Genomic DNA, 25,225 nt, shown 5'->3' on the forward strand with positions numbered 1-25,225 from the left:
GGTCAGCCGTCGTGGGGGCGGGAAGCCTGAGCTTCCCGAGCTGTGGAATCAGACACCTCAGCAGTGCCGTGTAAGGGTGCCGTCGGCGCATTCATCAGTGCGCTCAGCGGACGGCTGGCCAGCGGCAGGTCAGCCATCGAGGTCATGCAATCGAGCAATGCCTGCTCATCACTGGCGGGCGTCTCACCTGCGGCCAGTGCGAAGAAGCGGCGTGCCAATGCGATATCGGCGTAGATGGCGGCCTTGAGAGCTTCCAGGCCATCGAAGCGCTGCTCGCCACGCAGGAAGGCACAGAAGCTGACACGCATCGACTGGCCATAGAGGTCCTCCGCGAAGTCCAGCAGGTGAACCTCAAGGACCGGGCGCGGCGTGCCGACCGTCGGGCGCCAGCCGATATTGGCTACCGCCGGGCAGGCGCGGCCATCGGCCAGATGCGCCATCACCGCGTAGACGCCGGAGACCGCCAGCGGCGCATTCGGCAGCGGCAGATTGGCGGTCGGCACGCCGATGGTACGCCCCAGCTGACGGTCCGCGACCACGCGCCCCTGCCAGTGATGGGCTCGTCCCAGCAATCTGGCGGCCAATGCCATGTCACCCGCGGCCAGTACCTTGCGCACGCGAGTGCTGGACACACGCTCACCGGCGATCTCGAAGGTGCGGGTATGCTCCACCGCGAAGCCCTCGGCGGCGCCGATGCGCTCCAGCAGCGCGAAGTCACCGGCACGATCACAGCCGAAGCGGAAGTCGTCGCCGACCACCAGGTGGCGCACGCCGAGACCATCGATCAGTACCTGCTCGATGAATTCACGGGCCGACAATGAGCGCAGCGCCTCATTGAAGGGCAGGCACAGTACGCGCTCGGCGCCGTGGCTACCCAGCAGGCGGACCTTTTCCGCCAGTCGCGTCAGGCGTGGCGGCGCCTTGTCACCCGCGAAGAACTCGCGCGGCTGCGGCTCGAACACCACCACCGTGGCCGGCAGCCCATAGGCCGCCGCGCGCTCGCGCAGTTGCTCCAGAATCGCCTGGTGGCCGAGGTGCACCCCATCGAAATTGCCGATGGTGGCCACGCAGCCGCGACTGCCATCCTGCTTGCGCAGGCGGGCGAGATTGTGGAGTCCTCTGATCAAGTCCATGCGTGCATCACACAAGCCGCCGAAAGTGGTCGATTATAGCGAAGGGGCACGGCGCTGACAGCCACCGTTGCCCCACCAGAGAGAAAACTGCTGGAACGCGAGATGTGAATCGAGAGTCGGGGCTCAGCCCTGCATGCGGAAGTGGCGCGGACGTATGCCGCAAAGCCCCAACCACAGTGCATAGACCAGCACACCGCCGACGACCAGCGCCCCCATCATCGCACAGCGCTCCCAAAGGCCCCAACCGAGCCAGGTGGTCCAGTCCGGTGACAGCCACAGCAGGCCGCCGCCCATCAGGGCGCAACCGCCGATCAGCGTCAGCGAATAGCGCCCCCAGCCCGGCTGGAAGCGCAGCACACCCTCGCGATACAGGCCACGCGCCAACAGCCCGGCATTCAGGAAGGCCGACAGCGCCGTGGCCAATGCCAGGCCCGCATGGGCCAGCGGCACGATCAGCGCGAGGTTGAAGGCCATGTTGGCGACCATCGCGATGATGCCGATCTTGACCGGCGTCTTCGTGTCCTGACGCGCATAGAAGCCCGGTGCCAGCACCTTGATCAGCATGAAGGCCAGCAGCCCGAAGCTGTAGGCCCGCAGGCTCTGGGCCGACATCACCACATCATTGTCCGTCATCGCCCCATAGTGGAACAACGTGATCAGCAGCGGCTCCGCGAGCACGCCCAGCGCCAGCGCCGCCGGCACGCCGATCAACAATACCGAACGCAGCGCCCAGTCGAGCATCTTCTGGAAGTGCTCCAGCGACTGCTCCGCGTGACGCTTGGAGAGCGCCGGCAGAATCACGGTGCCGATGGCGATGCCGATGATGCCCAGCGGCAGTTCGACCAGCCGGTCGGAGTAATAGAGCCACGACACGCTGCCGGTGACCAGAAACGAGGCCAGCACGGTATCCAGCAGCAGGTTGATCTGCGAGACCGAGACCCCGAACAGCGCCGGTGTCATCAACTTGAGGATGCGCCGCACGCCTTCGTGGGCGAAGTTCGGCCATGGCTTGGGCATCAGGCCAAGACGCAGCAGGAACGGCACCTGGAACAGCAGCTGCACGCCACCGGCGATCAACACGCCCCAGGCCAGCGCCATGGCGGGTGTCTCGAAACGCGGTGCCAGCAACAGCGCCGCGCCGATCAGGCTCAGGTTGAGCAGCACCGGGGTGATGGCCGGCACCGCGAAGCGGTTCCAGGTATTGAGCACGCTGCCGGCGAAGGCGGTCAGCGAGATCAGCAGCAGATAGGGAAAGGTCAGGCGCAGCATGTCACCGGTCAGCGCCAGCTTGCCGGCATCGTCACCGAACCCCGGCGCGAAGACCCACACCAGCCAGGGCGCGCACAGCATCGCCAGCGCCGTGATCAGCGCCAGGATGACGCCGAGACTGCCACTGACGGCATCCAGCAACTCGCGGACCTCTTCCCGCGTGCGCCGGGTCGCATACTCGGACAGCACCGGAATGAAGGCCTGATTGAAGGCCCCCTCGGCGAACAGACGACGCATGAAGTTGGGGATCTTGAAGGCCACGAAGAAGGCATCCGCCCCGCTGCCTGCCCCCAGCAGACTGGCGATGATCACGTCTCGCGCCAGCCCCAGCACCCGCGACAGCATCGTCATCACGCTGACGATCAGCCCGGAGCGCAGCAGTCCCGCACGCACCGGCAGGCTGTCTCCACTGCTGGTCTCTGCCTGAGCCGTCGCCTGAGAGCCAGTCTGCACGGCCTGGCGACCCGACTCCTTCCCGACATCCTGATCGCCTCTGGGCGACTCATCCTGCGGCTTGCTCACCCTGACACCCCTTTCACTTCCCTGATCCGATACCGATGCCATCCAACACGATAGACAGACACAAAAAAACCGGCCGAAGCCGGTTTTTTCACGCGAACACGTCTCAGACAGCCAGTGCCTTGACGCGTGCGTTCAGACGGCTCTTGACGCGAGCGGCCTTCTTCTTGGACAGGATGTCCTTGTCGGCGTAACGGTCGAGGACCTTCTGCGCGACATTGAAAGCGGCCATGGAAGCAGCGTGGTCACCAGTCTTGACGGCCTTCAGCACGTTCTTGACGCTGGTACGCACGGCGGAACGCTGTGCGGAGTTGTGCTGACGACGGACTTCAGCCTGACGAGCGCGCTTGCGAGCTTGCTTGGAGTTTGCCACTTTGATGCTCCTTATGAGTCCACCCGTAGGCGCGTACTCATGAACTTGAATTTGGAAGACGTTGTCGCGAGGCGACAGCGGGTCCGGTCATCTCTCGCTTTCGACACTTGACGTGAAGACCATAGAGAAATCAGCGACTTGACGTGGAAGCCCCGCCAAGCCTTCGCCATCGGAGCGGACCAGCTCCCGACAGGACGGCAGAGTCTAGCATGGCCAGACGGATGACTGCCAGCATGAGGCCCGCATCGGCAGGCCTCATGCGCCCTACAGCACGATGAGGTTGTCGCGATGGATCAGCTCCGGCGCCTCAATATAGCCCAGCGCAGCCTCGATCTGATGACTCGGCAGCCCCAGGATGCGCTCGGCGTCGACCGCGGAATAGTTGACCAGCCCCTTGGCGATCCGCGCGCCGGATTCATCGACACACTGCACCAGGTCACCGCGCTTGAAGGCTCCCTCGATCTTCTTCACGCCCACCGGCAGCAGGCTGGAACCACGCGTGGTCAGCACGCTGACGGCACCGGCATCCAGCGTCAGGGTGCCCCGCACCTGCAGTTGCCCGGCGATCCAGCGCTTGCGCGCCGCGATCGGCGCATGCTCGGGCAGCAGCAGGGTACCGAAGCGCTCGCCAGCGGCTAGGCGCGTGATCACGTCAGGCTGGCGGCCGGAGGCAATCACCGTCAGCGCGCCACTGCGGGCTGCCAGGCGCGCCGCCCGCACCTTGGTGGCCATGCCGCCACGCCCCAGCACCCCGCCGCCACCGGCGACCTTGACCAGCATCGGGTCATCGGCCTGCGCTTCCTCGATCAGCCTGGCCGCCGGATCATGGCGCGGGTCGGCGTCGTACAGCCCTTCCTGATCGGTGAGCAGCAACAGGGCATCGGCTTCCAGCAGATTGGCGACCAGCGCGCCGAGCGTATCGTTGTCACCGAAGCGAATCTCGTCGGTGACGACAGTGTCATTCTCGTTGATCACCGGCACCACGCGCAGCTCCACCAGGGTGCGCAGCGCCGAGCGTGCATTCAGGTAACGCTTGCGATTGGAGAGATCGTCGTGGGTCAGCAGAATCTGGGCGGTGGTCAGGCCGTGACGATGGAAATGCTCTTCATAGCACTGGGTCAGGCCATTCTGGCCGACCGCCGCCGCGGCCTGCAGCTCATGCACGCCACTGGGTCGCGCCGTCCAGCCAAGCCGGGACATGCCGACGGCGATCGCGCCGGAAGACACCACGATCACCTCGATGCCACGCGCATGCAGTGCCGCGATCTGGTCGACCCAACGCCCGATGCCGGCATCGTCCAGCCCGCGGCCGTCGTCGGTCAGCAGCGCACTGCCGATCTTGACCACCACGCGCCGCGCCCTGGCCAATGCCTCACGTCCGACCCGACTGCCCATCTCCGCCACTTCCGCCACCTTCTGCTCCGCCACCGCACTATCTCCTGTCATGTGGTCTCCCGCCCCGCTCGGCAGGCTGTGACTGCCCCGTCGCGTCATTGTCCGCTCCCGCCCCGCTGCTGTCATCACCCTCGAGCGGCACCTGCAACGAAAACGCCCCGCCGCGAGACCAGAAGGCTCGGGGCGGGGCGTGAATCGCGAAGCGGGTCGCTCGTCACTCAGTGACTGCCTCGCAGGGCAGCCACCGGACGAACCTCGACCTCAGGGCGCGTATTCGACCTCGACGTCGTAATCGTCGTCATTGAAGTCGTCATCGTCCTCTTCTTCGTCATCCTTCTTGCGCTTGCGACGTGTCAGGCGCTCTTCAGCGCGCTCCAGCGACTCGTTCTCCATGCGCGCCAGCAGGGCGGCATGCGCCTCGGCAGCTTCCGGATCTTCCGCCAGCTGCAGGCGTTGCTCGCCCAGCCAGCGGTGTGCGGCCTGCACCAGCTCCTGAGTGCCGATACCACTGGCCGCGGAGACGACGAACAGCTCACCTTCCCAGCCCAGACGCTCGACGAGGTCCTTGACCATCGCCTCGCGATCCTCTTCCGCCAGCAGATCGATCTTGTTGATCACCAGCCAGCGCGGCAGCTCCGTGAGTGCCGAGGAGAAGTTCTTGAGCTCATTGAGAATCGCCTCGACCGCATGGACCGGGTCGCTCTCGTCGAAGGGCGCGATATCCACCACATGCAGCAACAGGCGCGTGCGCGTCAGGTGCTTGAGGAAGCGCAGCCCCAGGCCGGCGCCATCCGCCGCCCCTTCGATCAGGCCGGGAATGTCGGCCATCACGAAGTGCTGGTGGCTACCGATCTTCACGACGCCAAGGTTCGGCACCAGCGTGGTGAAGGGGTAGTTGGCGACCTTGGGCTTGGCCGCGGAGACGGCGCGAATCAGCGTCGACTTGCCGGCATTCGGCATGCCCAGCAGGCCGACATCCGCCATCACCTTCATCTCGAGGCGCAGGTTGCGACGCTCACCCCAGGTGCCCTTGGAGGTCTGGCGCGGCGCGCGATTGGTGGAGGACTTGAAGTGGATGTTGCCCAGACCACGACGCCCACCCTGCGCAACCAGCACCAGCTGGCCGATTTCCGTCACGTCACCGATGATCTCGAGGGTTTCCTCGTCGATCACGGTGGTGCCGACCGGCACCTTGACGATCAGGTCCTCACCCGCCTTGCCCGCCATCTGACGGCCCTGGCCGGCGTCACCGCTCTCGGCCTGGTAATAGCGCTGGAACTTGAAGTCGATCAGGGTATTGAGGGAATCATCCCCGATCAGGTACACACTGCCGCCGTGCCCGCCGTCACCCCCATCGGGGCCACCACGCGGCACATATTTCTCACGGCGAAAACTCAGGCAACCATTGCCGCCACGTCCGGCCTCGACAATGATCGACGCTTCATCAAGGAACTGCATGCTGCTCTCTCCTGACGACGACCCGGGCCGTCATGCGACAAAAAAGCCCCGCCTGAGCGGGGCTTCCTTGCAGACCGTCATACGATACCGGGGCATCGTCCAGTCTGCGTAAGCTGTCAGACGTTTCAGGCAGAAACGATGCTGACGAACTTGCGGTTCTTCGGACCCTTGGTCTCGAACTTCACGTGGCCGTCGGCCAGAGCGAAGAGAGTGTGGTCCTTGCCGATGCCAACGCCAGTACCGGCGTGGAAACGGGTGCCGCGCTGACGCACGATGATGTTGCCGGCGATAGCCGCTTGGCCACCGAACAGCTTCACACCAAGGCGCTTGGATTCAGAATCGCGACCGTTGCGGGTAGAGCCCGCCGCCTTCTTATGTGCCATTGGATAATTCTCCTATGGTGGGTAGCGCTGCAATTACGCAGAGATACCAGTGATCTTGACTTCGGTGAACCACTGACGGTGGCCCGCACGACGCATGGAGTGCTTCCGGCGACGGAACTTGATGATGGTGACCTTGTCGCCACGGCCGTGAGACACGACCTCGGCAGCAACCTTGGCACCTTCAACCAGCGGAGCGCCGACCTTGATGTCGTCGCCTTCAGCGACCATCAGGACTTCGTCGAACTGGATAGTTTCGCCAGTGGCGACTTCAAGCTTCTCGAGCTTCAGGGTCTGGCCTTCCTGAACGCGGTACTGCTTGCCACCGCTCTTGATAACTGCGTACATGATTCTCTCCATCGAACTCATCAAGGGTGTGCTCTTGGGTGGCCTGCTGCGAGTGGCGCCCCTTTTGGAGCCATCTGACAGGGAGCGGGATGAGTCACGGCCGCGTATTATAGCGCCGCGTGCCGCGATCGACAAGCAATGTCAAGATGCACACGTCCGACCCGCCGCCAGCCTGCATCCCTGCGCGGGTGCACGCCTTGACGGCCATAGGGGTGCCCCATAGCATAACCGGCAAATGGCACGCCACGGCGGCCTCACCTCTCGCTACGGGCACGACGACCTCATGCAAGCCGACGCATCGACCCTTCACGCGGCAGTGGCAGATGACTTCGCCGCCGTAGACCGCACCATTCTCGCGCAGCTCGAGTCGCGCGTGCCGCTGGTCCAGACCATCGGTCAGTACATCATCCAGAGTGGTGGCAAGCGCCTGCGCCCGGTCCTGGTGCTGCTGGCAGCCCGCGCACTCGGCTATCAGGGTGATCGCCACATCAACCTGGCCGCACTGATCGAGTTCATGCACACCTCGACACTGCTGCACGATGATGTCGTCGACGAGTCCAGTCTGCGTCGCGGTCGCTCCACCGCCAATGACACCTGGGGCAACGCGCCCTCCGTGCTGGTCGGTGACTTCCTCTATTCCCGCTCTTTCCAGATGATGGTGGAGGTCGGCTCGATGGACGTGATGGCGATTCTCTCCGCCGCCACCTGCACCATCGCCGAAGGCGAGGTCCTGCAGTTGACCAACATCGGCAATGCCGACATCGATGAAGCCGCCTACTTCGAGACCATCCACGGCAAGACCGCCATGCTGTTCGAGGCAGCCGCGCATGCCGGGGCGATACTCGCCCAGGAAGCGGATGGCAGCGTCACGGCGGCACAGGTCAGCGCGTTGCAGAACTATGGCCGCTACCTGGGCCTCGCCTTCCAGCTCATCGATGACCTGCTCGACTATCAGGGCGACGCCGAGACCATGGGCAAGAATGTCGGTGATGACCTGGCCGAGGGCAAGCCGACCCTGCCGTTGATTCGCGCCATGCAGGTCGGAAGCCCGGCGCAGGCCAGCCTGGTACGTGGCGCCATCGAGAAGGGTGGACTGGAGCAACTCGACGAGGTACTGGAAGTCGTGCGCCTCACCGGCGGCCTCGACTATACCCGCAGTCGCGCGCAGGAAATGGCCGACAACGCCCTGGCGGAACTCGAGGCGCTGCCGGAGAGTGACTTCCGCGACAGCCTCGAACGCATCGCGCTGTTGAGTGTCGGCCGTCAGGCCTGATCCCCCTTTCAGCCACGGGGAGACAGACCACCAGCAGGAAAACGTGACGAGAAGTACCGGCAGGATGAGGTGAAGAGAAGCGCGCTTCTCGACAGCCGAATTGCCTCTTGAGACATCGATAAAACTTTTTGACCTCAAGGGCTTGCAAAGCAAAGCTGTCTGCGTATAATTCACCTCCGTCGAGACAAGCTCACGACGCATCGGAGTATAGCTCAGCTTGGTAGAGCGCTGCCTTCGGGAGGCAGAGGTCGTAGGTTCGAATCCTGCTACTCCGACCAGATATCTGAAAAAGCCGCTGATCACTGATCAGCGGCTTTTTTGATGCTGGAAGGTTTCCCTGCGGCTCATGCTGCCCAGTGACGAACTCCCCTCCAACGCCTTACATCCCTCAGGATGCCACATGCACACACTGCGCCTTGCCATGCTGTCCCTGCTGCTCACCTCCCTGCTCTCCGCCTGCGCCTCCACCCGTACCCAATGGGAGAAGCCCGGTGCCAACAGCACGGAGGCTCACAACACCTGGGCCGGCTGCCAGTACGAACTTGGCCTGACGGACAAGTCAGACAACGAGAAACAGACGCTGCTGAAGTACTGCATGGAGCGTGAAGGCTACCGACTGCAGAGCTACTGAGTCGCTCACCTGCGTCAATCGGACATCCAGGTGTCACTCGCCTTGCGGGCCCGCTCGCGACCAGCACGTTCTCGGTCGCGGCGGGCCTTTTGCTTGAGGTAGTAACTGCGCAGCGCCAGCCCTAGTCCACAGGCAAGCATCAGGGCGAACACCAGCCCCTGCCACGGGCGGGCGGCATCCCCCAGCCAGGTTTCCAGCGCGACGATGGCGATAAGGCCGGCGGCCTGACTGGCAACGGCGATCGCACGGCTACGGTCATAATGATGTGAAAGCATGGGGATATCCTGGAGCGTCCTCGGCGCCAGAGCAATGCTCAGCGCGCGAGGCGTGGATGTCGAAGTCCGTCGATTATCGCATACTCGAGCCTCACGACTGCAGCGCCGGCCAAGCGCCGCTCGACAGGTAGTGCTGACCCGAATGCCCCTTCCCGGACACCGCCAAAGGATAACCGCATGGATGCCATCGCTCTGGGCCCTGCCCTGATTTCCGTCGAACGCCTCTATGCCTTCGTGGCAGCCCTGGTGATGCTGATCGAGTTCTCGCTGCTGATTCGTCTACTGGCGCGCATGCACGCCAGGGGCACGACCGCGCCCGCTCACGACTCTTCACCGCTGAGCCCCTCGCGCTGGTTCAATCGCATGCTGGTCAGCTGGGTGATCGGTGCGCGCCTCACTTACGTCGCCCTGCACTGGGCAAGTTATCAGCAGACACCGCTGGATATTCTCAAGCTGTGGCAACCGGGCTACCACCTGCTCGGCGGCATGCTGGCCGCGACCCTGGCCAGCCTGTGGCTGTTGCGCCGGCATGGCGTGATTCGCCAGGTCATCGCGCTAGGCAGTCTGACTCTGGGCCTGACCGCTTTCCTCGGCCTCAAGCAGCTCGACCCGCTGGGCAGCACGCCTTCCATCGAGCGCATGCCGTCGATCACCCTGCATCATCTGGATCGCCGCCCGGTATCGCTGGATGAGGTCCGCAATCAGCGCGTGATCGTCAATCTGTGGGCTACCTGGTGCCCGCCCTGCCGCCGGGAGATGCCGCTGCTGGCCGAGGTGAACGCCCGGCCGGATGTCACCGTGGTGCTGGCCAATCAGGGCGAACAGGCGCTCGCGGTCACTCGTTTCCTCAAGAGTGAGCGACTCACGCTGGAATACGCCCTGCTGGACCCCGCCATGCAGCTGATGGGGCTCGCCGACGCACAGGGCCTGCCTGCCACCCTGATATTCGATGGCGAAGGCCGCCTGATCGAACGCCACATCGGCGAGCTGAGCCGCGCCCAGCTGCAGGCGCTGATGCCCCCGTCTGGATCGTGACGGACACCCTCCCCCAAATCATGAGAGAAGGCCTCATGCCATGGGTGCACCACGCCCAGTGACGACACGAGAGGACAAAGACGCCTCACAAGGACAAAAGGCGCTTAAGCCACGGCGCGTGATCCGGTAAGATACCGCGCCCCTGTATTCCCGATTCCCGTCTTTGTCCTACCCCGAGGCATCATGAGCGACTTCATTCCCGGTCAGCGCTGGATCAGTGATGGTGAGGCCGATCTCGGCCTTGGCACGATCCTCAATGTCGATTTCCGCACGGTTACCGTCCTCTTTGCCGCCAGCGAAGAAACCCGCACCTACAGCCTCCGCGAGGCGCCCCTGACCCGAGTCGCCTTCGGCAATGGCGACCGCATTCAGTCCGACGATGGCGAATGGCTGATCGTCGATGATTCCAAGGAAGTGCGCGGCCAGATCCTCTACATCTGTGAACGTGAAGGCGAAAGCGCCGGCGAGCTGCTCGAGCTTCCCGAGGCACGCCTCAACGACAAGATGCAGTTCAACCAGGCCCGTGACCGCCTGCTGACCGGCCAGGTCGACCGCAATGACTGGTTCGACCTGCGTTACCGCACCCTGCGCCACTTCCATCGTGTCGAGCAGAGCCCCGCGCTGGGCCTCTCCGGCCCCAAGGTCGACCTGGTACCGCACCAGCTGTACATCGCCGATGAGGTCTCGCGCCGTCACGCACCGCGCGTGCTGCTGGCCGATGAAGTCGGCCTGGGCAAGACCATCGAAGCCGGCCTGATCCTGCATCGCCTGCTGCTCAGCGGTCGTGCCCGTCGCGCCCTGATCCTGGTACCGGCGAGCCTGACCCACCAGTGGCTGGTCGAGATGCTGCGCCGCTTTGCGCTGGATGTCTCGCTGCTCGATGAAGAACAATGCAAGGCCCACGGCACGCGCAACCCCTTCGAAGGCAACCAGATCATTCTGGCCAGCCAGGACTGGCTGTTCGCCAACCCGTCGCGTCAGGTCCAGGCTGCCGCCTGCGACTGGGACATGCTGATCGTCGATGAAGCCCACCACCTCGACTGGAGCGAAGACAAGGTCGGCCCGGGCTATGCCTGCGTCGAATCACTCGCCCGCCAGACCGCCGGTGTGCTGCTGCTGACCGCCACACCGGAGCAGATGGGGCTGGAGAGCCACTTCGCGCGCCTGCGCCTGCTCGACCCGGAGCGCTACCACGACCTGGAGCGCTTCAAGGCCGAGGAAGAGGGTTACGTCGCCGTGGCCTCGGCCATCGACAGCCTGGACGCCCTGCCGACTGACACCAGCGGCCTGGACAGCCTGACCGCCGTGCTGGATGACGGCGACAGCCGCGCCCTGCTCGAGACCCTGATGGACAGCGACAGCGATGACGCCCAGCGGGACAGCGCACGTCGTCAGCTGCGTGACCAGCTGCTCGACCGCCACGGCACCGGCCGCGTGATGTTCCGCAACTCGCGCACCCACGTCGAAGGCTTCCCCGAGCGTCGTCTGCACGTCCACGAGCTGGAGTTGCCCTCCTCCTACCGGCGTGTGGTGCGCAAGCTGGAGCGTGACGAGGACTACCTCGATGACCTGCTGATCGAGACCGGCATGAACCACCCCGAGGTGGTGCTGTTCCTCGACGAGATGTACCGCGCCCTGCCTGATGACCGCATGAACGCCGAGCCCTGGTGGCAGATCGACCCGCGCGTCATGTGGCTGCTGGAAACCCTGACCGACCTCGGCAACGAGAAGGCGCTGGTGATCTGTCACACCGCCGATACCGCGCGTGAGCTGTCCGAAGGCCTGCGCGTACTGGGCGGCGTGCATGCACCGGTCTTCCATGAGGGCATGAGCCTGGTCGAGCGTGATCGCGCCGCCGCCGCCTTTGCCTCCGAGGAAGAAGGCGTGCAGCTGCTGGTGTGCTCGGAAATCGGCTCGGAAGGCCGTAATTTCCAGTTCTGCCACCACTTGGTGATGTTCGACCTGCCGGTGCATCCGGACCAGCTCGAGCAGCGCATCGGGCGTCTGGACCGCATCGGCCAGCAGTTCCCGATCGAGATCCACGTACCGGTCTTCGAAGGCTCACCGGGCGCCCAGCTGCTACGCTGGTACCGCGATGGCATGGACGCCTTCAGTGCGCCCCACGGCATCGGCAGCGAGCTGTATTCCCAATTCGGTGACGAGCTGGAAGAAGCCCTGCTCGACAGCGAAGAGATCGACAGCATCATCGAGCAGACCCGCGAACGCTTCGACGCCCTGCAGGCCGAGCGCCAGTCCGGTCGCAACCGTCTGCTGGAACTCAATGCCTGTCGTCACGAGCGCGCCGCGGAAGTCATCGCCGCCATCGAGACACTGGACAACGACAAGGCGCTGCCGGGCTACCTGGAGCGCGCCTTCGACATCTTCGGTATCGAGAGCCGGGACCTCGGCGATGGCATCACCTACCTGGCACCAGGCCCGCACATGCTCGACGGCCTGCCGGGGCTGGTGAAGGGCGAGGAAGGCTTCAGCGTCACCAGCGACCGCGCCACGGCGCTGTCACGCGAAGATGTCCAGCATCTGTCGTGGGAGCACCCGCTGGTCCGCGAGATGCTGGTGCGCATCATCGATGGCTCCATGGGCAACACGGCGCTGGCACTGCTCAAGCACCCGGCGATCCCGGGCGGTCGCCTGATGACGGAAGTGGTGTTCCGCACCCAGTCCACCGCACCGCGCGGCTTGCGCCTGGGTCGCTTCCTGCCACCGACCGCCATCCGGGTACTGCTGGATGAAAACGGCAGCAACCTGTCCGACAAGGTTTCCTTCGGCGGGCTGGCCAAGAACCTCAAGCCGGTCAAGAAGGCGGTCGCGCGTGATCTGATCAAGCAGAGCCACGCGACACTGCGCAAGCTGATGAGCGACGCCGAGCAGGAAGCCGAGCGCGAACTGCCGAGCATCGTCGAGCAGGCCCAGCAGCAGATGCGTGAGCAGCTCAGCGCGGAGCTCGCCCGCCTCGAAGCATTGGCCAGCCACAACCCGTCGGTGCGCGAGGAAGAGCTGGAAGCGCTGCGCCAGGAGCGTGCCGCTCTCGATGGCGCCATCGAGACCACGCGTCTGCGTCTGGACAGCGTGCGCGTCATCGTCACCGTGGATGCTCACGAACGTTGATCTGCCCGCGACGTGACGTCAGGTAGCCCCTGACGTCACAGCTTGCCAATGACGCAAGAAAAGCGCCCCACCTGCCATCGGCAAGTGGGGCGCTTTTCATTGTGAGTCGCCGAAAGCGTTATTCTTGGGCCTGACCGACCAACCCCTACTACCCTAGAGCACCGTCATGGCGACATCACATCCAGAAAGCCGACCCGACACCACGACCGAGCATGGCTGGCAGGGACAACGCCTTGCCGAGGAGGTCGCGCGTGTCGAGGGAGTGGGGCTGACGCTGCTGGCGGCAGGCGATGACTGGTGGGCGATCGACAAGCCGGCCGAGCTGCCTTCGGTACCGGGCCGCGACCCTTCACGCTTCGACAGCGTCCATTCGCGCCTGTGCCGGTTGAGCGAGGACACCCGTGCCGTGCATCGGCTGGATGTGGCAACTTCCGGGGTGCTGCTGGTGGCGCGCAATGTCGAGGGACAGCGGCGGCTGTCGCGCCTCTTCCAGTCGCGCACCCTCGAGAAACGCTACGTGGCCGTGGTGGCAGGGCATCTCACGCCCGACGAGGGCAGCATCGCCCTGCCGCTGCGCTGTGACTGGCCGCGCAGACCGCGGCAGATCGTCGACTTCCTCCATGGCAAACCGGCACTGACGCACTATCAAGTCGAGCGTCACCTGATGCTCGATGGCCAGCGCCCGGATGGCTCGCCTCAGACCCTCGCCGCCAGCCGTGTCCTGCTGACACCTCATACCGGGCGCTCGCATCAGCTGCGCCTGCATATGCTGGCGCTCGGCCATCCCATCATCGGTGATGGCTTCTATGCACGCGGGGCGGCACTGAATGCCAGCCCTCGCCTGCTGCTGCATGCCGCACAGCTGGTGATTCCGTCAGCGACAGGCAGCGACGCGCCATCGCTGGTGCTGAACGCTCCGCTGCCGTTCTAGCCGCCAGGTTCTGGCCAAGAGGCTCTAGCCACCAAGCTCTAGCCACCAGGGGCAAGTCCTGCAGCATCAGACCAGGCCTTCACTTTCTCAGGATGTCGGCGAAGGCCACGTCGAGGGTCGGGTAGTCGAAGGTGAAGCCTGCGGCCAGCAGACGCGCCGGCACCATGCGGGCGCCCTCCAGCAATAGCGTGCTCATCTCTCCCAACCCCAGCTTGAGGGCCTTGGCCGGCAGCGGCAGGATCGCTGGGCGCCCCAGACCGCGCGCCAAGGCGTGGGTAAAGCCCATGTTGGTGACCGGATGCGGTGCACTGGCATTGAAGGCCCCACTCAAGTCCTCATCCTCCAGCAGACGCTCGATGATGCGGATCAGATCATGGCGGTGGATCCACGGCATGTAGTGACGGCCATCGCCGAGACGCCCACCCAAGCCGAACTTGAAGGGCGTCAACAACTTGGCGAGCGTTCCGCCATCCGCTTCCATCACCAGACCGATGCGGATGATCGCCAGGCGAACACCACAGTCCGAGACTGGCATGGCGGCCGCTTCCCAGTCGCGACACAGGCGATGATTGAAGTCATCGTGAGGCGTTGCCTGCTCGTCGATCTCGACATCACCCGGCTCGCCCGCCTTGGGCTGCGCGCCGTAATACCCCATCGCCGAACCGGATACCATCACCTGGGGAGCCTGCCCCTCAGCCGCCAGTTGCTGACACAGCAGCACCAGATGCTCGGTGGTTTCCAGCCGCGAGCGACGCAGCTCTTGCTTGTGATCCTCGCTCCAGCGCCTCCCGGCAATCGATTCCCCCGCCAGATTGACGATGCCCTGTGGCTGCCAGTCCTTGAACATCAGCGCCGAATCCGCCGCCTTCAGGGTGATGCCCAGTTCGGCGAACTGCCGCTCGGCCCGCTCCGGACGACGTGACACCACTGCCAGCTCATGCCCGGCCGCGGCCAGTGAGCGGCAGAGTGCCTGACCGACAAATCCCGTTGCCCCCGTGATCAAGATTCGCATGCTGTCCTCCTCGGCGATGAAGCATCGAGTGTGCCAACTCTTGCCATGAATCTATACCTTTATTGTACAATCCTGCACAAGAAGTTAACTTCAAGGGATGCCGGTGTCATTTCATGTTCCATCCTCCCGGTCCATCTTCCCCAGCAGGAGCCCTGCCTGATGTCAGTATCGTCCATCGCCATCATCGGTGCCGGTATCGCCGGTCTCTCTGCTGCTTCGTACCTGGCAGCGCAGGGTCACGCGGTGACGATCTTCGAGAAGGGACGCGGCCCGGGCGGTCGTCTGGCCAGTCGGCGCACTCCCCACGGCCCCCTCGACATCGGCGCTCAGTATTTCACCGCGCGTGATCCGCGCTTCCAGTCAGCGCTCGAGACATGGCGGGCAGACGGTATCGTCGCCCCCTGGGGTGACAGGCTGTTGCGTCTGGGCAAGACAGCGTCTGACACGCAGGAATGGCAGCGGCTTCGCGATGATTCTGCCCGCTATGTGGCCAGTCCGCGCATGAGCGCCCTGAGCCGCCACCTGAGCGAGGAGCTGCCGGCCAATGCCACCCTGCACACTCGCCTGCGCATCACACGCCTGGTCCGCGATGAAGCGGCGGGCGGCAAGGTTCGCTGGCAGCTTGAGGACCGGGACGGCGAGCGGCATGGTCCCTTTGATCATGTGATGATCACCGCCCCGGCCCCTCAGGCCCGTGCTCTGCTGAATGACGCCGGTACCGACGCTGAAGGCAACGTGCCGGCCTCGGCGCAACAGGCCTCACACTCTCTGGCGCCCGAGCTGAGCGCCCTGCTCTCGCGGATCGAGATGGCACCCACCTGGACCGTGATGGCCGTATTGGAGACACCGCTGCCGGCCCTGGCAGGCATCGAGGACTGGCAGGGGCTGCTGGTCAGTCGCGGAGATGACGCCCCACTGCGCTGCGTGATGCGACAGCATTCGCGCCCCGGCCGCCAGCCCCCCTCGGGGGCTCGCGAGACCCTGAGCCTGCTGGCCACCGCCGGCTGGAGCCAGACTCACCTGGAAGACTCGCCTGAGGACATCTGCGCGGCACTCTGGCAAGCCTTCACGGCACTGCCCGAGATCCAGGCGCTTGGCGAGGACTGGAGTGAAGACAAGGTATCGCTCACGGCCCATCGCTGGCGCTATGCTCATCCGACCCGCTGCGCACCTCAGGCAATGCCCGCCTCGCCGATGAGTCAGCACGGCCTGAGCCTGGCGGGCGATGCACTGAAAGGACCGCGAGTCGAAGATGCCTGGCTGTCAGGACGCGAAGCGGCAGAGCGACTGGCTGACGCGCTGAACTCATGAGCTCACGAGCTCAGAGAACTGACCCACGATCTCCCCCCATGACAGGAAGCCCTCATGAGCAAGATGGAACACCAGGATGACGCCTTGATCCTGCTGGCGCATGGCTCGCGTGATCCACGCTGGCGCGAGCCCTTCGAGGCACTCGAGACCTCGCTCGCCAGTCGCCTGAAGCGCCCGACACGTCTGGCCTACATGGAGTTGTGTGACCCGCTGCTGACCGACACCATCGACGCCCTGGCGGCAGACGGTGCGGCGCGTATCGACATCCTGCCGCTGTTCTTTGCGGCGGGCCGCCATCTGCGCGAAGACGTCCCCGCCATGCTCGAGACATCCCGCCAGCAGCATCCGGATTGTCCGATCACGTTGCTGGACCCGGTGGGTGCCCATCCAGCGTTTGTCGAGGCCTTGATCGAGATTGTGGAGCAACAGGACAACGCATGATGACCCGATGACCCGAGAGAGACTGCGAACCGGAAAGGCTCTGCGATGCCACCTTCAGGCCTGCGCGTCGAATATGCGACGTGAATTGACGCGTGATGCCACTTGTCAGGCCGAGGCGGCTGCGCCATCCTGAGCCCCACATGTACAGCTAATGCACAAGATGCATTGCCGGCATCCCGCAGCGCTTCGAATGCTTCAGTTCCCACTTCTGTGCTTCGTTCCTCTTCGTGCTTCATCCGGGATGCCTCGTCACCGCAGAGGTAACACCATCCATGACTGACAAGGCCACGGAAACTGCCAGCTCGCCCCTGTTTCCGATCCGTGAAGTCTCACGCCTGACCGGCGTCAATTCGGTCACGTTGAGAGCCTGGGAGCGCCGCTACGGGTTGATCGAACCGCGCCGAACGCCCAAGGGACATCGCCTGTATGCCCGCGAGGACATCGAGCGCATCGAGCACATCCTGCAGTGGCTCAACAGGGGCGTGCCCGTCAGTCAGGTGCGAGAGCTGCTGGATCAGCCCCAGCCAGAGACGGCGCCGATGCCGGATGAAGGTAGCTGGGGCGGCCAGCAGCAACTGATCATGGCCGCCATCGACGCCCAGGATGAGTCTCGGCTGGCGGAGCTCTACAACCAGAGTCTGGCGCTGTATCCGGTCAACAGTGTGGTCGAACGCCTGTGGAAGCCGGTGGTCGAACAGCTGGAGGAGCGTGGCACCACGACCTTCGGGGCCCGATTGGCACAGTGTTTCCTCGAGAGCTTCCTGCGCTCACGTATCGGCGCCCGCCTGATGTTCGCGAATCAGGAGCGCCATGCCCCGCACATCACTCTGACGCGCCTGCCGGATGAACCGGGGTTGAGCTGGCTGCTGCTGCTGGCGCTGGTCGCCAGCGATGCCGGTTATCACGTCAGCCTGCTGGATGGCCCGCTGCCCCTGGCCGAGCTGCCACTGGCCGCTGAGCGATTCCAGGCGCAGGCCGTGATCCTGGTCGGCACTCAGGCCGAGCGCAGCGATGTCATGCGCCGCCAGTTGCCGCGGGTGGCAGAACAACTCTCCGTGCCGTTGGCCATCGCTGGCCCGGCCGCCCAGATTCGCCAGCAGGAGCTGGTGGACGGGCCCCTGGAAGGTCTCGGGGCCGACCCCGTTCAAGCGGTGGTCCGCCTGAGGTCCTTGCTGGCTCGTTGATCCCCCCGAAGCTCCTGCGCGATGCACATTTCCGACCGCAAAGGAGCTTTCATGCCTGCCCCTTCTCCCACATCCCGCACAGCCACCGCCTCACGGTCTCCCGGTACGGACACCGAATCCGGGGCTGACTCCGACGCAAGCCGACAGCCTCTGCAGCTCGTGTGGCTGCGAAGCGACCTGCGCGTGCATGACAATACCGCCCTCTCGCAAGCGGCCGCACGCGGCCCGGTGGTGGCGGTGGTCATCCCCTGCTATGCCCAGTGGATGACCCATGGTCATGGTGCCAACAAGCTCGACTTCCTGCGTCGCGGTCTGCACGTCCTGCAGCAGGCACTCGCCGGCCATCACATCCCGCTCAAGGTCCTCGACTGCGACACCTTCGCGGAAGTACCCGAAGCGCTGGCCACGCTGTGCACGCAACTTGGCGTCCAGGCGCTGCACTTCAATGACGAGTACGCCGTCAATGAGCGCGAACGCGACAGACTCGTCCGCGCGCGCCTGGCCGACAGCGACATCCGCCTGCATCGCTACACTGACATGCTCGCCTTCACGCCCGGCGAACTGCTGACCGGCAAGGGCGATTATTACGGCGTCTTCACACCCTTCTCCAAGCGCTGGCACAAGGAGATCGACGCGCGGCGTCTGGCGCTCAACGAGGCTCCCGCGGTGCAGGATGCGCCCCGAGACGCCGAGGGCCGCGAGATTTCGGGAGACGCCATTCCCGCGCTTCCCGACACGCATAGCGTCGACGTGAGACATGGGCCGAGCGAGCCGCTGGAGGCGGAGCGATGGCCTGCCGGCGAGGATGCCGCCCAGGAGCGCCTGGAGCGCTTCATGACCTTCCGGGCGCGCCGCTACCACGAGCAGCGCGACCTGCCCGCCACGCGCGGCACCAGCGAACTGTCCCCCTATCTGGCGCTCGGCATGATCTCGGCTCGACAGTGCTACGCGGCGGTATTGGCGGAAAACGGCAGTCTCGCCGACGGTGATGTCGGCCTGACCACCTGGGTCAACGAGCTGATCTGGCGCGAGTTCTACCAGCACATCCTGGTCGGCTTTCCGCGCGTCAATCGCCACCGCCCCTTCCAGCGCCATACCGAAGCCCTGCAATGGCGCGATGATGACGCAGGCTTCGCCGCCTGGTGCGAAGGGCGTACCGGCTACCCCATCGTCGATGCCGCCATGCGCCAGCTGGTCGAGACCGGCTGGATGCACAATCGCCTGCGCATGGTGACGGCCATGTTCCTCACCAAGCACCTGTTGATCGACTGGCGCCGTGGTGAGGCCTACTTCCTGGCACACCTGGTGGATGGTGAATTGGGGGCCAACAATGGCGGCTGGCAGTGGGCCGCCTCGACCGGCACCGATGCCGCGCCCTATTTCCGCATCTTCAACCCCACCACCCAGGGGCAACGCTTCGACAAGGACGGCGACTTCATCGCAAGCTTCGTGCCTGAGCTGGCCGAACTTCCCGCCAAGCGTCGTCACCAGCCCACGGCTGACGACTGCCATGCCTGTGGCTACCCGCGCCCGATCGTCGACCACAAGGCCGCCCGCCAGCGAGCCCTCGATGCCTTCAAGGCGCTCACCAGAAGCGAATGACCCTGCCAGGCGGCCTGCTGATCTCCAGCGGGCCGCTTTTTCATTGCCTCGACGTCAGGAGCACAGCCATGCAATCGCTGCCCCCCGAGATGAGTCCGACGCTGGTTCGGGTCTGTCGCCTTTACGAAAATCTGGACAAAACCTCTACAGAGCTGCTGAAATCAGTCTATAGTGACGATGTCGTTTTTCGCGATCCTCTGCACGAAGTTCAGGGCCTCGAAGCGCTCAACCAGTATTTCTCAGGGTTGTACACGAATGTCTCATCGATTGATTTCGTGTTTCATCATCCGCTGGGCCCGACTCGGCCAGAGCCAGCCGCCACGTCGCATGAGGCACCGGACACGTGGGAGAGCGCGGAGCAGGGACTGGCATGGTTGAGCTGGACGATGACCTATCGCCATCCGCGCCTGAACGGCGGCAGCGATATCGTGGTGGAAGGTGCCTCACGCCTCGAATTCCGACACGGCAAGGTATGTCGGCACCGTGACTTCTTCGATGCCGGCGAGCTGCTCTACGAGCAGGTGCCGTTGCTGGGCAAGGTGATCAGGCTGCTCAAGCGACGCATGGACTGATGTGCTCCCAGGCACGCAGATGACATCCCCCACCGACAGTCAAGCGGTGCGCTCATCGCGACAGGCGAACACGCCAAGGAGAGAGAATGCCCAGTCAAGCCAGGCCCCCAGCCACGACACGCAAGCACATCTGGTTGACCGGTGCCAGCTCCGGGATCGGTGAAGGGCTGGCGCGTCGCCTGCTGGCCGATGGGCATCGTGTCGTGCTGAGCGCACGCTCCACCGACAAGCTGAAGGCCATCGCGGCCGACGCCGAACAAGGCCCCGGTGATGCACTGGTGATCACGCTGGATCTCACCGACCGTGATGCCATCCGCACGGCCGCACGACAGATCGAGGAAGACTTCGGTGGACTCGACCTGATGCTCCTCAACGCAGGTACCTGCGAATATCTGGATGCACGTGATTTCGAGGCCGACCTGGTTCACCGAGTCTTCGCCACCAATTTCCAGGCAGCCGTGGATGTGATCGAGAGCGCGCTGCCCCTGCTTCGCACGGCTGCCGCGCAGGGGGGAGAGCGGCCACAGCTGGCGGCGGTGTCGAGTGCCTCGGCCTACCTGCCGCTGCCACGCGCCGAAGCCTACGGAGCTTCCAAGGCTGCAGTGAGCTACTTCCTCGAGTCGCTGCGGCTGGACCTGGATGCCCAGGGGATCGATGTCAGCGTGATTCATCCGGGCTTCGTCAAGACACCGCTGACCGAGCGCAATGACTTCCCGATGCCGATGCAGGTCACGGTCGATCAGGCCGTCGAGGCGATCGTGTCAGGGCTGGCGCGTCACCGGCTCGATATCCACTTCCCCAGGCGCTTCACGCTGCTGGTGAAGCTGCTGGGCATTCTACCGCCGACGTTGCGCCGCCAGATCGGGCTGCGCATGACGCGAGATTGACCGACATCAGGCAGGCGGATGCCTGCCACGAACAGCATGTTTCTTGATCGCAGGTCTTCCTTCTCTGGAGTGGCATGAATACAACGACGTCACAGGCAACAGCTCCTCTTTCCCGCCAGCGGATCGCCGTCATCGGCAGCGGCATCAGCGGCATGGCAGCGGCCTACTACCTCAGTCGTCACCACGAGGTACATGTCTTCGAGTCGGCCGAGCGTCTCGGCGGCCACACTGCGACCATGGACGTGCAGACCGCCGATGGCAGCGAATGGGCCATCGATACCGGATTCATCGTCTTCAACGACCGCACCTATCCCCACTTCCAGCGCCTGCTGGAGCGTCTCGATGTCGCCTACCAGCCCACCGAGATGAGCTTCTCGGTACACACCACCGCCGAGGACTTCGAGTACAACGGCCATACGCTGCTGTCGTTGTTCGCCCAGAAACGCAACCTGCTGCGTCCGCGCTTCTATCGACTGCTGCGTGACATCCTGCGCTTCAATCAGCAGGCCGCGGCGGACCTGGACAGCGGCAGGCTCGCCGAGGACGCGACCCTGGGCAGCTATCTCGACGCCAACGGCTACTCGCAGGTGTTTCGCGAGCATTATCTGCTGCCGATGGGCGCGGCGATCTGGTCCGCCAGCATCGCGGACATCGAGCGCTTCCCGCTGCAGTTCTTCGTGCGCTTCTTCCGCCATCACGGCCTGCTGTCGATCAACGATCGTCCCCAATGGTTCACGCTGATCGGTGGGTCACGCAGCTACATCGCCCCGCTGACCGAGGGCTATGCCGAGCGCATTCACCTCAACAGCGAGATCCGCCAGATACGGCGCGATGTCGACGGCGTGACACTGGAGCACGTCGATGGGCGCTGCGAACGCTTCGATCAGGTGGTGCTGGCCTGTCATGCGCCTCAGGCACTGGCTCTGCTGAAAGACGCCAGCGCCTGTGAGCAGGACGTGCTCTCGGCGATCACGACCCAGCGCAATGACGTGGTGATGCACACCGACACCTCCCTGCTGCCCAGGCGCCGTGAGGCCTGGGCGAGCTGGAACTACCGTCTCGATGGGCGGGATGACGCCCAGCGAGCCAGCGTCACCTACGACATGAACATCCTGCAGCGCCTCGATGAGCGCGACTATCCGCCTCGAGAGACCTTCTGCATCACGCTCAACGACAGCGATGCCATCGACCCCGCCCTCGTACTGGGCCGTTACGCCTATGACCACCCGCGCTTCACGCTTGAGGCCGAGGCCGCCAAGCAGCGCTTCATGGAGATCTCCGGTGTCTCGCCGCGGCCCGGTGGCCCGGTGGGACGCACCCATTTCTGTGGTGCCTGGTGGCGCAACGGCTTCCATGAAGATGGCGTGTGGAGTGCATTGCGCGTCGCCGAGGCACTGGGTGCCCGCGAGGCAGACGATTGAAGGCGCCCGCCAGCCGTATCGGCTACGGCACGCTGCGCCATCGTCGCCATGCGCCGCGCCAGCATGCCTTTCGCTATCGCGTCGCGATGGCGTGGCTGGCGCTGGATGAGCTGCCGGACCTGATGGCAGGCCGGCGTCTGGCAAGCGCCAGTCGGGCGGCACCGCTGGCCTTCCGCGAGCGCGACCATCTCCCGGCAGCCCTGCACGGTCTGACGGATGGCCCATTGATCGAGCGTGTCCATGAGGCTTGTCGACGCGAGCTCGCCATGGCGGGCGATCATGCGCCCCTGCCGCAAGGCCGCATCTTCCTGCTGACCCAGCTGCGGCATTTCGGGGTGGGCTTCAATCCGATCCGACTCTATTACCTCTACCACGCGACGGGCCAGCTGGGCGCCGTGCTCGGTGAGGTGACCAACATTCCCTGGGGCGAGCGTGTGCTGTATGCCTCGCGCACCGATTCGCGACGGCGCATGCATTCGGCGCATTTCGACAAGCGCCTGCATGTCTCGCCCTTCATGCCGATGGGCATGCGCTATCACTGGCGCTTCAATGACCCCAGCAACGATGAGCTCCTGTTGCACATGGAAAATCATCCACTGGGCGAGGAAGTGACACGCAAGCCCGGGGAATCACTCTTCGATGCCAGCCTGAGCCTGCATCTGGAACCCGCGACTCCACGCGCCATGACCCGCCTGCTGCTGCGCTTCCCGTGGATGACGCTCAAGACCGTGGCAGGCATCCATTACGAGGCGCTGCGTCTGGCGCTCAAGCGCGTGCCGATCTTCGATCATCCGCGCCCTCAGCCAGAGACTCGGCATCCGTCATGAGGACATCACCATGAGCCAGTTTGAACCCGTTCCCCCCAGTCCGGTGGCAATCCCCCGTCACGATGACCGCCTGACCCGCCTGCTGCGCCCTCGGCTGCTGCGCATGCTCGACAGACTCGAGGGCGGCAGCCTGACCGTGCTGGAAGGTCGTGAGCGCCATGTGCTGGGGCAAGGGGGGCCACGTGACATCACGCTGCGCATCCACGATTCGCGCGCCTGGCGGCGCATGGCACTGGGGGGCACCGTCGCGGCGGCGGAAGCCTACATGGACGGTCAGTGGGAGACGGATGATCTGGTGGGGCTGGTGCGTCTGTTCGCCTTCAATCTGGAACAGGTCAATGACTCGGTGGACAGCGGGACCTCGCGCCTTTCCAAGTGGGCGCTGAGTGTCGCCTACGCGCTGGCGCGCAATACCCTGGCGGGCTCGAAGCGCAATATCTCGGCGCACTACGATCTTGGCAACGACCTCTTCGCGCTGTTCCTCGATCGCGAGCACCGCATGTACTCCGCGGCGGTCTTTCCGCATCCCGAGGCAGACCTCGAGGAAGCCTCGACGCACAAGCTGGAGCGACTGTTCGACCTGCTGGAGCTGGGGCCACAGCATCACCTGCTGGAGATCGGTACCGGCTGGGGCGGCCTTGCCATCCATGCTGCCCGAACGCGCGGCTGTCACGTGACCACCACCACCATCTCCGATGAGCAGCATGCCTATACGGCGGCACGCATCGCCGAAGAAGGACTGGAAGACCGCATCACGCTGCTCAAGCAGGATTATCGTGCCCTCGAAGGCCGCTTCGACCGTATCGTCTCGGTGGAGATGATCGAGGCGGTCGGGCATCAGTATCTGCCGACCTACCTGAAGACTCTCGAGCGACTCCTCAAGCCCGAAGGCCTGATCGCCCTGCAGGCCATCACGATCCGTGATCAACGTTTCGCGGCCGCCAGCCGCGAGATGGATTTCATCAAGCGCTACATCTTCCCGGGCGGCTTCCTGCCCTCACATGGCGCCATACTGGGTGCCATGCAACGTGATACCCAGCTGAACCTGCTGACACTCGAGGATATCGGCCTGCATTACGCGGCCACGCTCAAGGCGTGGGGGCAGCGTTTCGAGGCACGCCTCGACGATGTCTATGCACAGGGGTATGACGAACGCTTCGTGCGAATGTGGCGCTACTACCTGGCCTACTGTGAAGGGGGCTTCCGGGAGCGCACCATCGGCACCTGTCAGCTGCTGCTGGGAGGTCCTGGCGCCCGCCCGGTGCAGATGGGACTCAAGGACTGGAACGCCTGAACGTGCTCTCCCCACGCATCACCCCACTGCTGAATGCCGGGCTGTTTCAGCTTGGCTGGTTCAGCTGCGTGCTGGGGGGCGCCTGGGTCGCACTGCTGGTCACCCCGCTCATTCTGGCCGCGCATCTGGGCTGGGTCGTCCCACAGGCCCGGCGCGCACGAGAGCTGCGATGGCTGGGGGGCTTTCTGGCACTGGGCATGGTGGTGGACGGCGGTCTGACCCTGGCCGGTGGCTACTCGCTGCCAGCCACCGCGCCGGACTGGACACACTGGCTGCCGCTGCCCGTGTGGATGTGGTGCCTGTGGCCGCTGTTCGCCAGTACCGTACATCATGCATTGCACTGGCTATGGCAGCGCCCATGGCTCGCCGCCATCGGCGGGGCGACAAGCGCGCCCCTGTCCTATTACGGCGGCGCTCAGCTCGCTGACGTCACGCTCGCCGATTGGCTGTTGCCGGCACAGGCCCTCATCTGGGGCGGGCTATGCCTGGCCATCTCGCGCTGGAAGCTGGCCCAGCCAGGCACATGAT

24 protein-coding genes and 1 tRNA gene are annotated in these 25,225 nt (G+C 64.6%); 16 read left to right on the forward strand and 9 right to left on the reverse strand.

The features are described 5' to 3' along the window. Positions 1-2: 2 nt before the first annotated feature. The 7 genes from ribF to rplU form a co-directional block, all read right to left on the reverse strand. Positions 3-1,133, reverse strand: a complete 1,131-nt coding sequence (ribF, locus tag BOH68_RS16515) for a bifunctional riboflavin kinase/FAD synthetase (protein WP_077373426.1) — start codon at positions 1,131-1,133, stop codon at positions 3-5. Positions 1,134-1,256: 123 nt separating this feature from the next. Further along, complete coding sequence (gene murJ / locus BOH68_RS16520) at positions 1,257-2,801, reverse strand: murein biosynthesis integral membrane protein MurJ (protein WP_371861107.1); 1,545 nt, start codon at positions 2,799-2,801, stop codon at positions 1,257-1,259. 226 nt (positions 2,802-3,027) lie between these two features. Further along, the gene (gene rpsT / locus BOH68_RS16525) at positions 3,028-3,294 is read right to left on the reverse strand and encodes a 30S ribosomal protein S20 (protein WP_077373420.1); all 267 of its coding nucleotides are present in this window, start codon (positions 3,292-3,294) and stop codon (positions 3,028-3,030) included. Positions 3,295-3,558: 264 nt separating this feature from the next. Next, a complete protein-coding gene (proB, locus tag BOH68_RS16530; protein ID WP_077373512.1) occupies positions 3,559-4,689 on the reverse strand; it encodes a glutamate 5-kinase in 1,131 nt (376 codons plus the stop codon). 261 nt (positions 4,690-4,950) lie between these two features. Continuing rightward, the gene (gene cgtA / locus BOH68_RS16535; RefSeq protein WP_077373417.1) at positions 4,951-6,147 is read right to left on the reverse strand and encodes an Obg family GTPase CgtA; all 1,197 of its coding nucleotides are present in this window, start codon (positions 6,145-6,147) and stop codon (positions 4,951-4,953) included. Between the two features lie 125 nt (positions 6,148-6,272). Beyond that, positions 6,273-6,530 carry a 50S ribosomal protein L27 gene (gene rpmA, locus BOH68_RS16540; RefSeq protein ID WP_043335969.1) on the reverse strand — a complete coding sequence of 86 codons (258 nt, stop codon included), beginning with the start codon at positions 6,528-6,530 and terminating at the stop codon, positions 6,273-6,275. 33 nt (positions 6,531-6,563) lie between these two features. Continuing rightward, positions 6,564-6,875, reverse strand: a complete 312-nt coding sequence (rplU, locus tag BOH68_RS16545) for a 50S ribosomal protein L21 (protein WP_065392479.1) — start codon at positions 6,873-6,875, stop codon at positions 6,564-6,566. 283 nt (positions 6,876-7,158) lie between these two features. On the opposite strand from rplU, the gene ispB reads away from it, so the two are divergent. From ispB to BOH68_RS16560, 3 genes are all read left to right on the forward strand, one after another. Next, positions 7,159-8,148, forward strand: a complete 990-nt coding sequence (ispB, locus tag BOH68_RS16550) for an octaprenyl diphosphate synthase (protein ID WP_077373509.1) — start codon at positions 7,159-7,161, stop codon at positions 8,146-8,148. A 201-nt stretch (positions 8,149-8,349) separates the two neighbouring features. Then, positions 8,350-8,426, forward strand: a tRNA-Pro gene (locus tag BOH68_RS16555). Positions 8,427-8,548: 122 nt separating this feature from the next. Continuing rightward, entirely contained in the window at positions 8,549-8,779 is a 231-nt protein-coding gene (locus tag BOH68_RS16560; protein WP_077373415.1) for a hypothetical protein, read from the forward strand. 14 nt (positions 8,780-8,793) lie between these two features. Here BOH68_RS16560 and BOH68_RS16565 read toward each other — a convergent pair whose 3' ends face one another. Beyond that, positions 8,794-9,054: a hypothetical protein gene (locus BOH68_RS16565; protein ID WP_077373412.1), complete on the reverse strand. Its 261-nt coding sequence runs from the start codon at positions 9,052-9,054 to the stop codon at positions 8,794-8,796. A gap of 177 nt (positions 9,055-9,231) precedes the next feature. Here BOH68_RS16565 and BOH68_RS16570 point away from each other — a divergent pair, with 177 nt between their 5' ends. The 3 genes from BOH68_RS16570 to BOH68_RS16580 all read left to right on the forward strand — a co-directional run bounded on the left by BOH68_RS16570 (position 9,232) and on the right by BOH68_RS16580 (position 14,146). After that, entirely contained in the window at positions 9,232-10,089 is an 858-nt protein-coding gene (locus BOH68_RS16570) for a TlpA disulfide reductase family protein (RefSeq protein ID WP_077373409.1), read from the forward strand. 183 nt (positions 10,090-10,272) lie between these two features. After that, complete coding sequence (rapA, locus tag BOH68_RS16575; RefSeq protein WP_077373406.1) at positions 10,273-13,215, forward strand: RNA polymerase-associated protein RapA; 2,943 nt, start codon at positions 10,273-10,275, stop codon at positions 13,213-13,215. Positions 13,216-13,381: 166 nt separating this feature from the next. After that, positions 13,382-14,146 carry a pseudouridine synthase gene (locus BOH68_RS16580; protein ID WP_077373403.1) on the forward strand — a complete coding sequence of 255 codons (765 nt, stop codon included), beginning with the start codon at positions 13,382-13,384 and terminating at the stop codon, positions 14,144-14,146. Positions 14,147-14,225: 79 nt separating this feature from the next. Here the strand turns inward: BOH68_RS16580 and BOH68_RS16585 are convergent, their stop codons facing one another. Continuing rightward, on the reverse strand, positions 14,226-15,158 hold the full coding sequence (locus BOH68_RS16585) for a TIGR01777 family oxidoreductase (RefSeq protein WP_077373400.1): 933 nt from the start codon (positions 15,156-15,158) through the stop codon (positions 14,226-14,228). Positions 15,159-15,317: 159 nt separating this feature from the next. Between BOH68_RS16585 and BOH68_RS16590 the strand changes: the two genes are divergently transcribed. The 10 genes from BOH68_RS16590 to BOH68_RS16635 all read left to right on the forward strand — a co-directional run bounded on the left by BOH68_RS16590 (position 15,318) and on the right by BOH68_RS16635 (position 25,224). After that, positions 15,318-16,469, forward strand: coding sequence for an NAD(P)/FAD-dependent oxidoreductase (locus BOH68_RS16590; protein WP_170877365.1), 1,152 nt, complete (start codon positions 15,318-15,320; stop codon positions 16,467-16,469). A 54-nt stretch (positions 16,470-16,523) separates the two neighbouring features. Further along, positions 16,524-16,910, forward strand: a complete 387-nt coding sequence (locus BOH68_RS16595; RefSeq protein WP_254696575.1) for a sirohydrochlorin chelatase — start codon at positions 16,524-16,526, stop codon at positions 16,908-16,910. Between the two features lie 272 nt (positions 16,911-17,182). After that, a complete protein-coding gene (locus BOH68_RS16600) occupies positions 17,183-18,094 on the forward strand; it encodes a MerR family transcriptional regulator (RefSeq protein ID WP_077373395.1) in 912 nt (303 codons plus the stop codon). Positions 18,095-18,244: 150 nt separating this feature from the next. Then, positions 18,245-19,696 (forward strand): deoxyribodipyrimidine photo-lyase, encoded by a 1,452-nt coding sequence (gene phrB, locus BOH68_RS16605; protein WP_258038191.1) that lies wholly within the window; start codon positions 18,245-18,247, stop codon positions 19,694-19,696. 89 nt (positions 19,697-19,785) lie between these two features. Further along, positions 19,786-20,268, forward strand: a complete 483-nt coding sequence (locus BOH68_RS16610) for a nuclear transport factor 2 family protein (RefSeq protein ID WP_077373503.1) — start codon at positions 19,786-19,788, stop codon at positions 20,266-20,268. Positions 20,269-20,354: 86 nt separating this feature from the next. Further along, a complete protein-coding gene (locus BOH68_RS16615; protein ID WP_077373389.1) occupies positions 20,355-21,155 on the forward strand; it encodes an SDR family NAD(P)-dependent oxidoreductase in 801 nt (266 codons plus the stop codon). 74 nt (positions 21,156-21,229) lie between these two features. Further along, positions 21,230-22,576 (forward strand): NAD(P)/FAD-dependent oxidoreductase, encoded by a 1,347-nt coding sequence (locus BOH68_RS16620; protein ID WP_077373386.1) that lies wholly within the window; start codon positions 21,230-21,232, stop codon positions 22,574-22,576. Further along, positions 22,573-23,403, forward strand: a complete 831-nt coding sequence (locus tag BOH68_RS16625; RefSeq protein WP_077373383.1) for a DUF1365 domain-containing protein — start codon at positions 22,573-22,575, stop codon at positions 23,401-23,403. The genes BOH68_RS16620 and BOH68_RS16625 overlap by 4 nt, the downstream gene beginning before the upstream one ends. A 10-nt stretch (positions 23,404-23,413) precedes the next feature. Continuing rightward, positions 23,414-24,697: an SAM-dependent methyltransferase gene (locus tag BOH68_RS16630; protein WP_077373381.1), complete on the forward strand. Its 1,284-nt coding sequence runs from the start codon at positions 23,414-23,416 to the stop codon at positions 24,695-24,697. Between the two features lie 2 nt (positions 24,698-24,699). After that, positions 24,700-25,224 carry a DUF2878 domain-containing protein gene (locus tag BOH68_RS16635; protein WP_077373378.1) on the forward strand — a complete coding sequence of 175 codons (525 nt, stop codon included), beginning with the start codon at positions 24,700-24,702 and terminating at the stop codon, positions 25,222-25,224. Position 25,225 lies beyond the last annotated feature (1 nt).

The sequence above is a fragment of the Cobetia sp. MM1IDA2H-1 genome (assembly GCF_002916775.2).
Taxonomy (GTDB): Bacteria; Pseudomonadota; Gammaproteobacteria; order Pseudomonadales; family Halomonadaceae; genus Cobetia; species Cobetia marina.

Bases quoted from the DNA above. Each gene is read 5' to 3' on its own strand.
- ribF (WP_077373426.1), bottom strand. From the start codon at position 1,133: ATGGACTTGATCAGAGGACTCCACAATCTCGCCCGCCTGCGCAAGCAG.
- proB (WP_077373512.1), bottom strand. From the start codon at position 4,689: ATGGGCAGTCGGGTCGGACGTGAGGCATTGGCCAGGGCGCGGCGCGTG.
- cgtA (WP_077373417.1), bottom strand. From the start codon at position 6,147: ATGCAGTTCCTTGATGAAGCGTCGATCATTGTCGAGGCCGGACGTGGC.
- rpmA (WP_043335969.1), bottom strand. From the start codon at position 6,530: ATGGCACATAAGAAGGCGGCGGGCTCTACCCGCAACGGTCGCGATTCT.
- rplU (WP_065392479.1), bottom strand. From the start codon at position 6,875: ATGTACGCAGTTATCAAGAGCGGTGGCAAGCAGTACCGCGTTCAGGAA.
- ispB (WP_077373509.1), top strand. From the start codon at position 7,159: ATGCAAGCCGACGCATCGACCCTTCACGCGGCAGTGGCAGATGACTTC.
- BOH68_RS16560 (WP_077373415.1), top strand. From the start codon at position 8,549: ATGCACACACTGCGCCTTGCCATGCTGTCCCTGCTGCTCACCTCCCTG.
- BOH68_RS16565 (WP_077373412.1), bottom strand. From the start codon at position 9,054: ATGCTTTCACATCATTATGACCGTAGCCGTGCGATCGCCGTTGCCAGT.
- BOH68_RS16570 (WP_077373409.1), top strand. From the start codon at position 9,232: ATGGATGCCATCGCTCTGGGCCCTGCCCTGATTTCCGTCGAACGCCTC.
- rapA (WP_077373406.1), top strand. From the start codon at position 10,273: ATGAGCGACTTCATTCCCGGTCAGCGCTGGATCAGTGATGGTGAGGCC.
- BOH68_RS16580 (WP_077373403.1), top strand. From the start codon at position 13,382: ATGGCGACATCACATCCAGAAAGCCGACCCGACACCACGACCGAGCAT.
- BOH68_RS16585 (WP_077373400.1), bottom strand. From the start codon at position 15,158: ATGCGAATCTTGATCACGGGGGCAACGGGATTTGTCGGTCAGGCACTC.
- BOH68_RS16590 (WP_170877365.1), top strand. From the start codon at position 15,318: ATGTCAGTATCGTCCATCGCCATCATCGGTGCCGGTATCGCCGGTCTC.
- BOH68_RS16595 (WP_254696575.1), top strand. From the start codon at position 16,524: ATGAGCAAGATGGAACACCAGGATGACGCCTTGATCCTGCTGGCGCAT.
- BOH68_RS16600 (WP_077373395.1), top strand. From the start codon at position 17,183: ATGACTGACAAGGCCACGGAAACTGCCAGCTCGCCCCTGTTTCCGATC.
- BOH68_RS16610 (WP_077373503.1), top strand. From the start codon at position 19,786: ATGAGTCCGACGCTGGTTCGGGTCTGTCGCCTTTACGAAAATCTGGAC.
- BOH68_RS16615 (WP_077373389.1), top strand. From the start codon at position 20,355: ATGCCCAGTCAAGCCAGGCCCCCAGCCACGACACGCAAGCACATCTGG.
- BOH68_RS16620 (WP_077373386.1), top strand. From the start codon at position 21,230: ATGAATACAACGACGTCACAGGCAACAGCTCCTCTTTCCCGCCAGCGG.
- BOH68_RS16630 (WP_077373381.1), top strand. From the start codon at position 23,414: ATGAGCCAGTTTGAACCCGTTCCCCCCAGTCCGGTGGCAATCCCCCGT.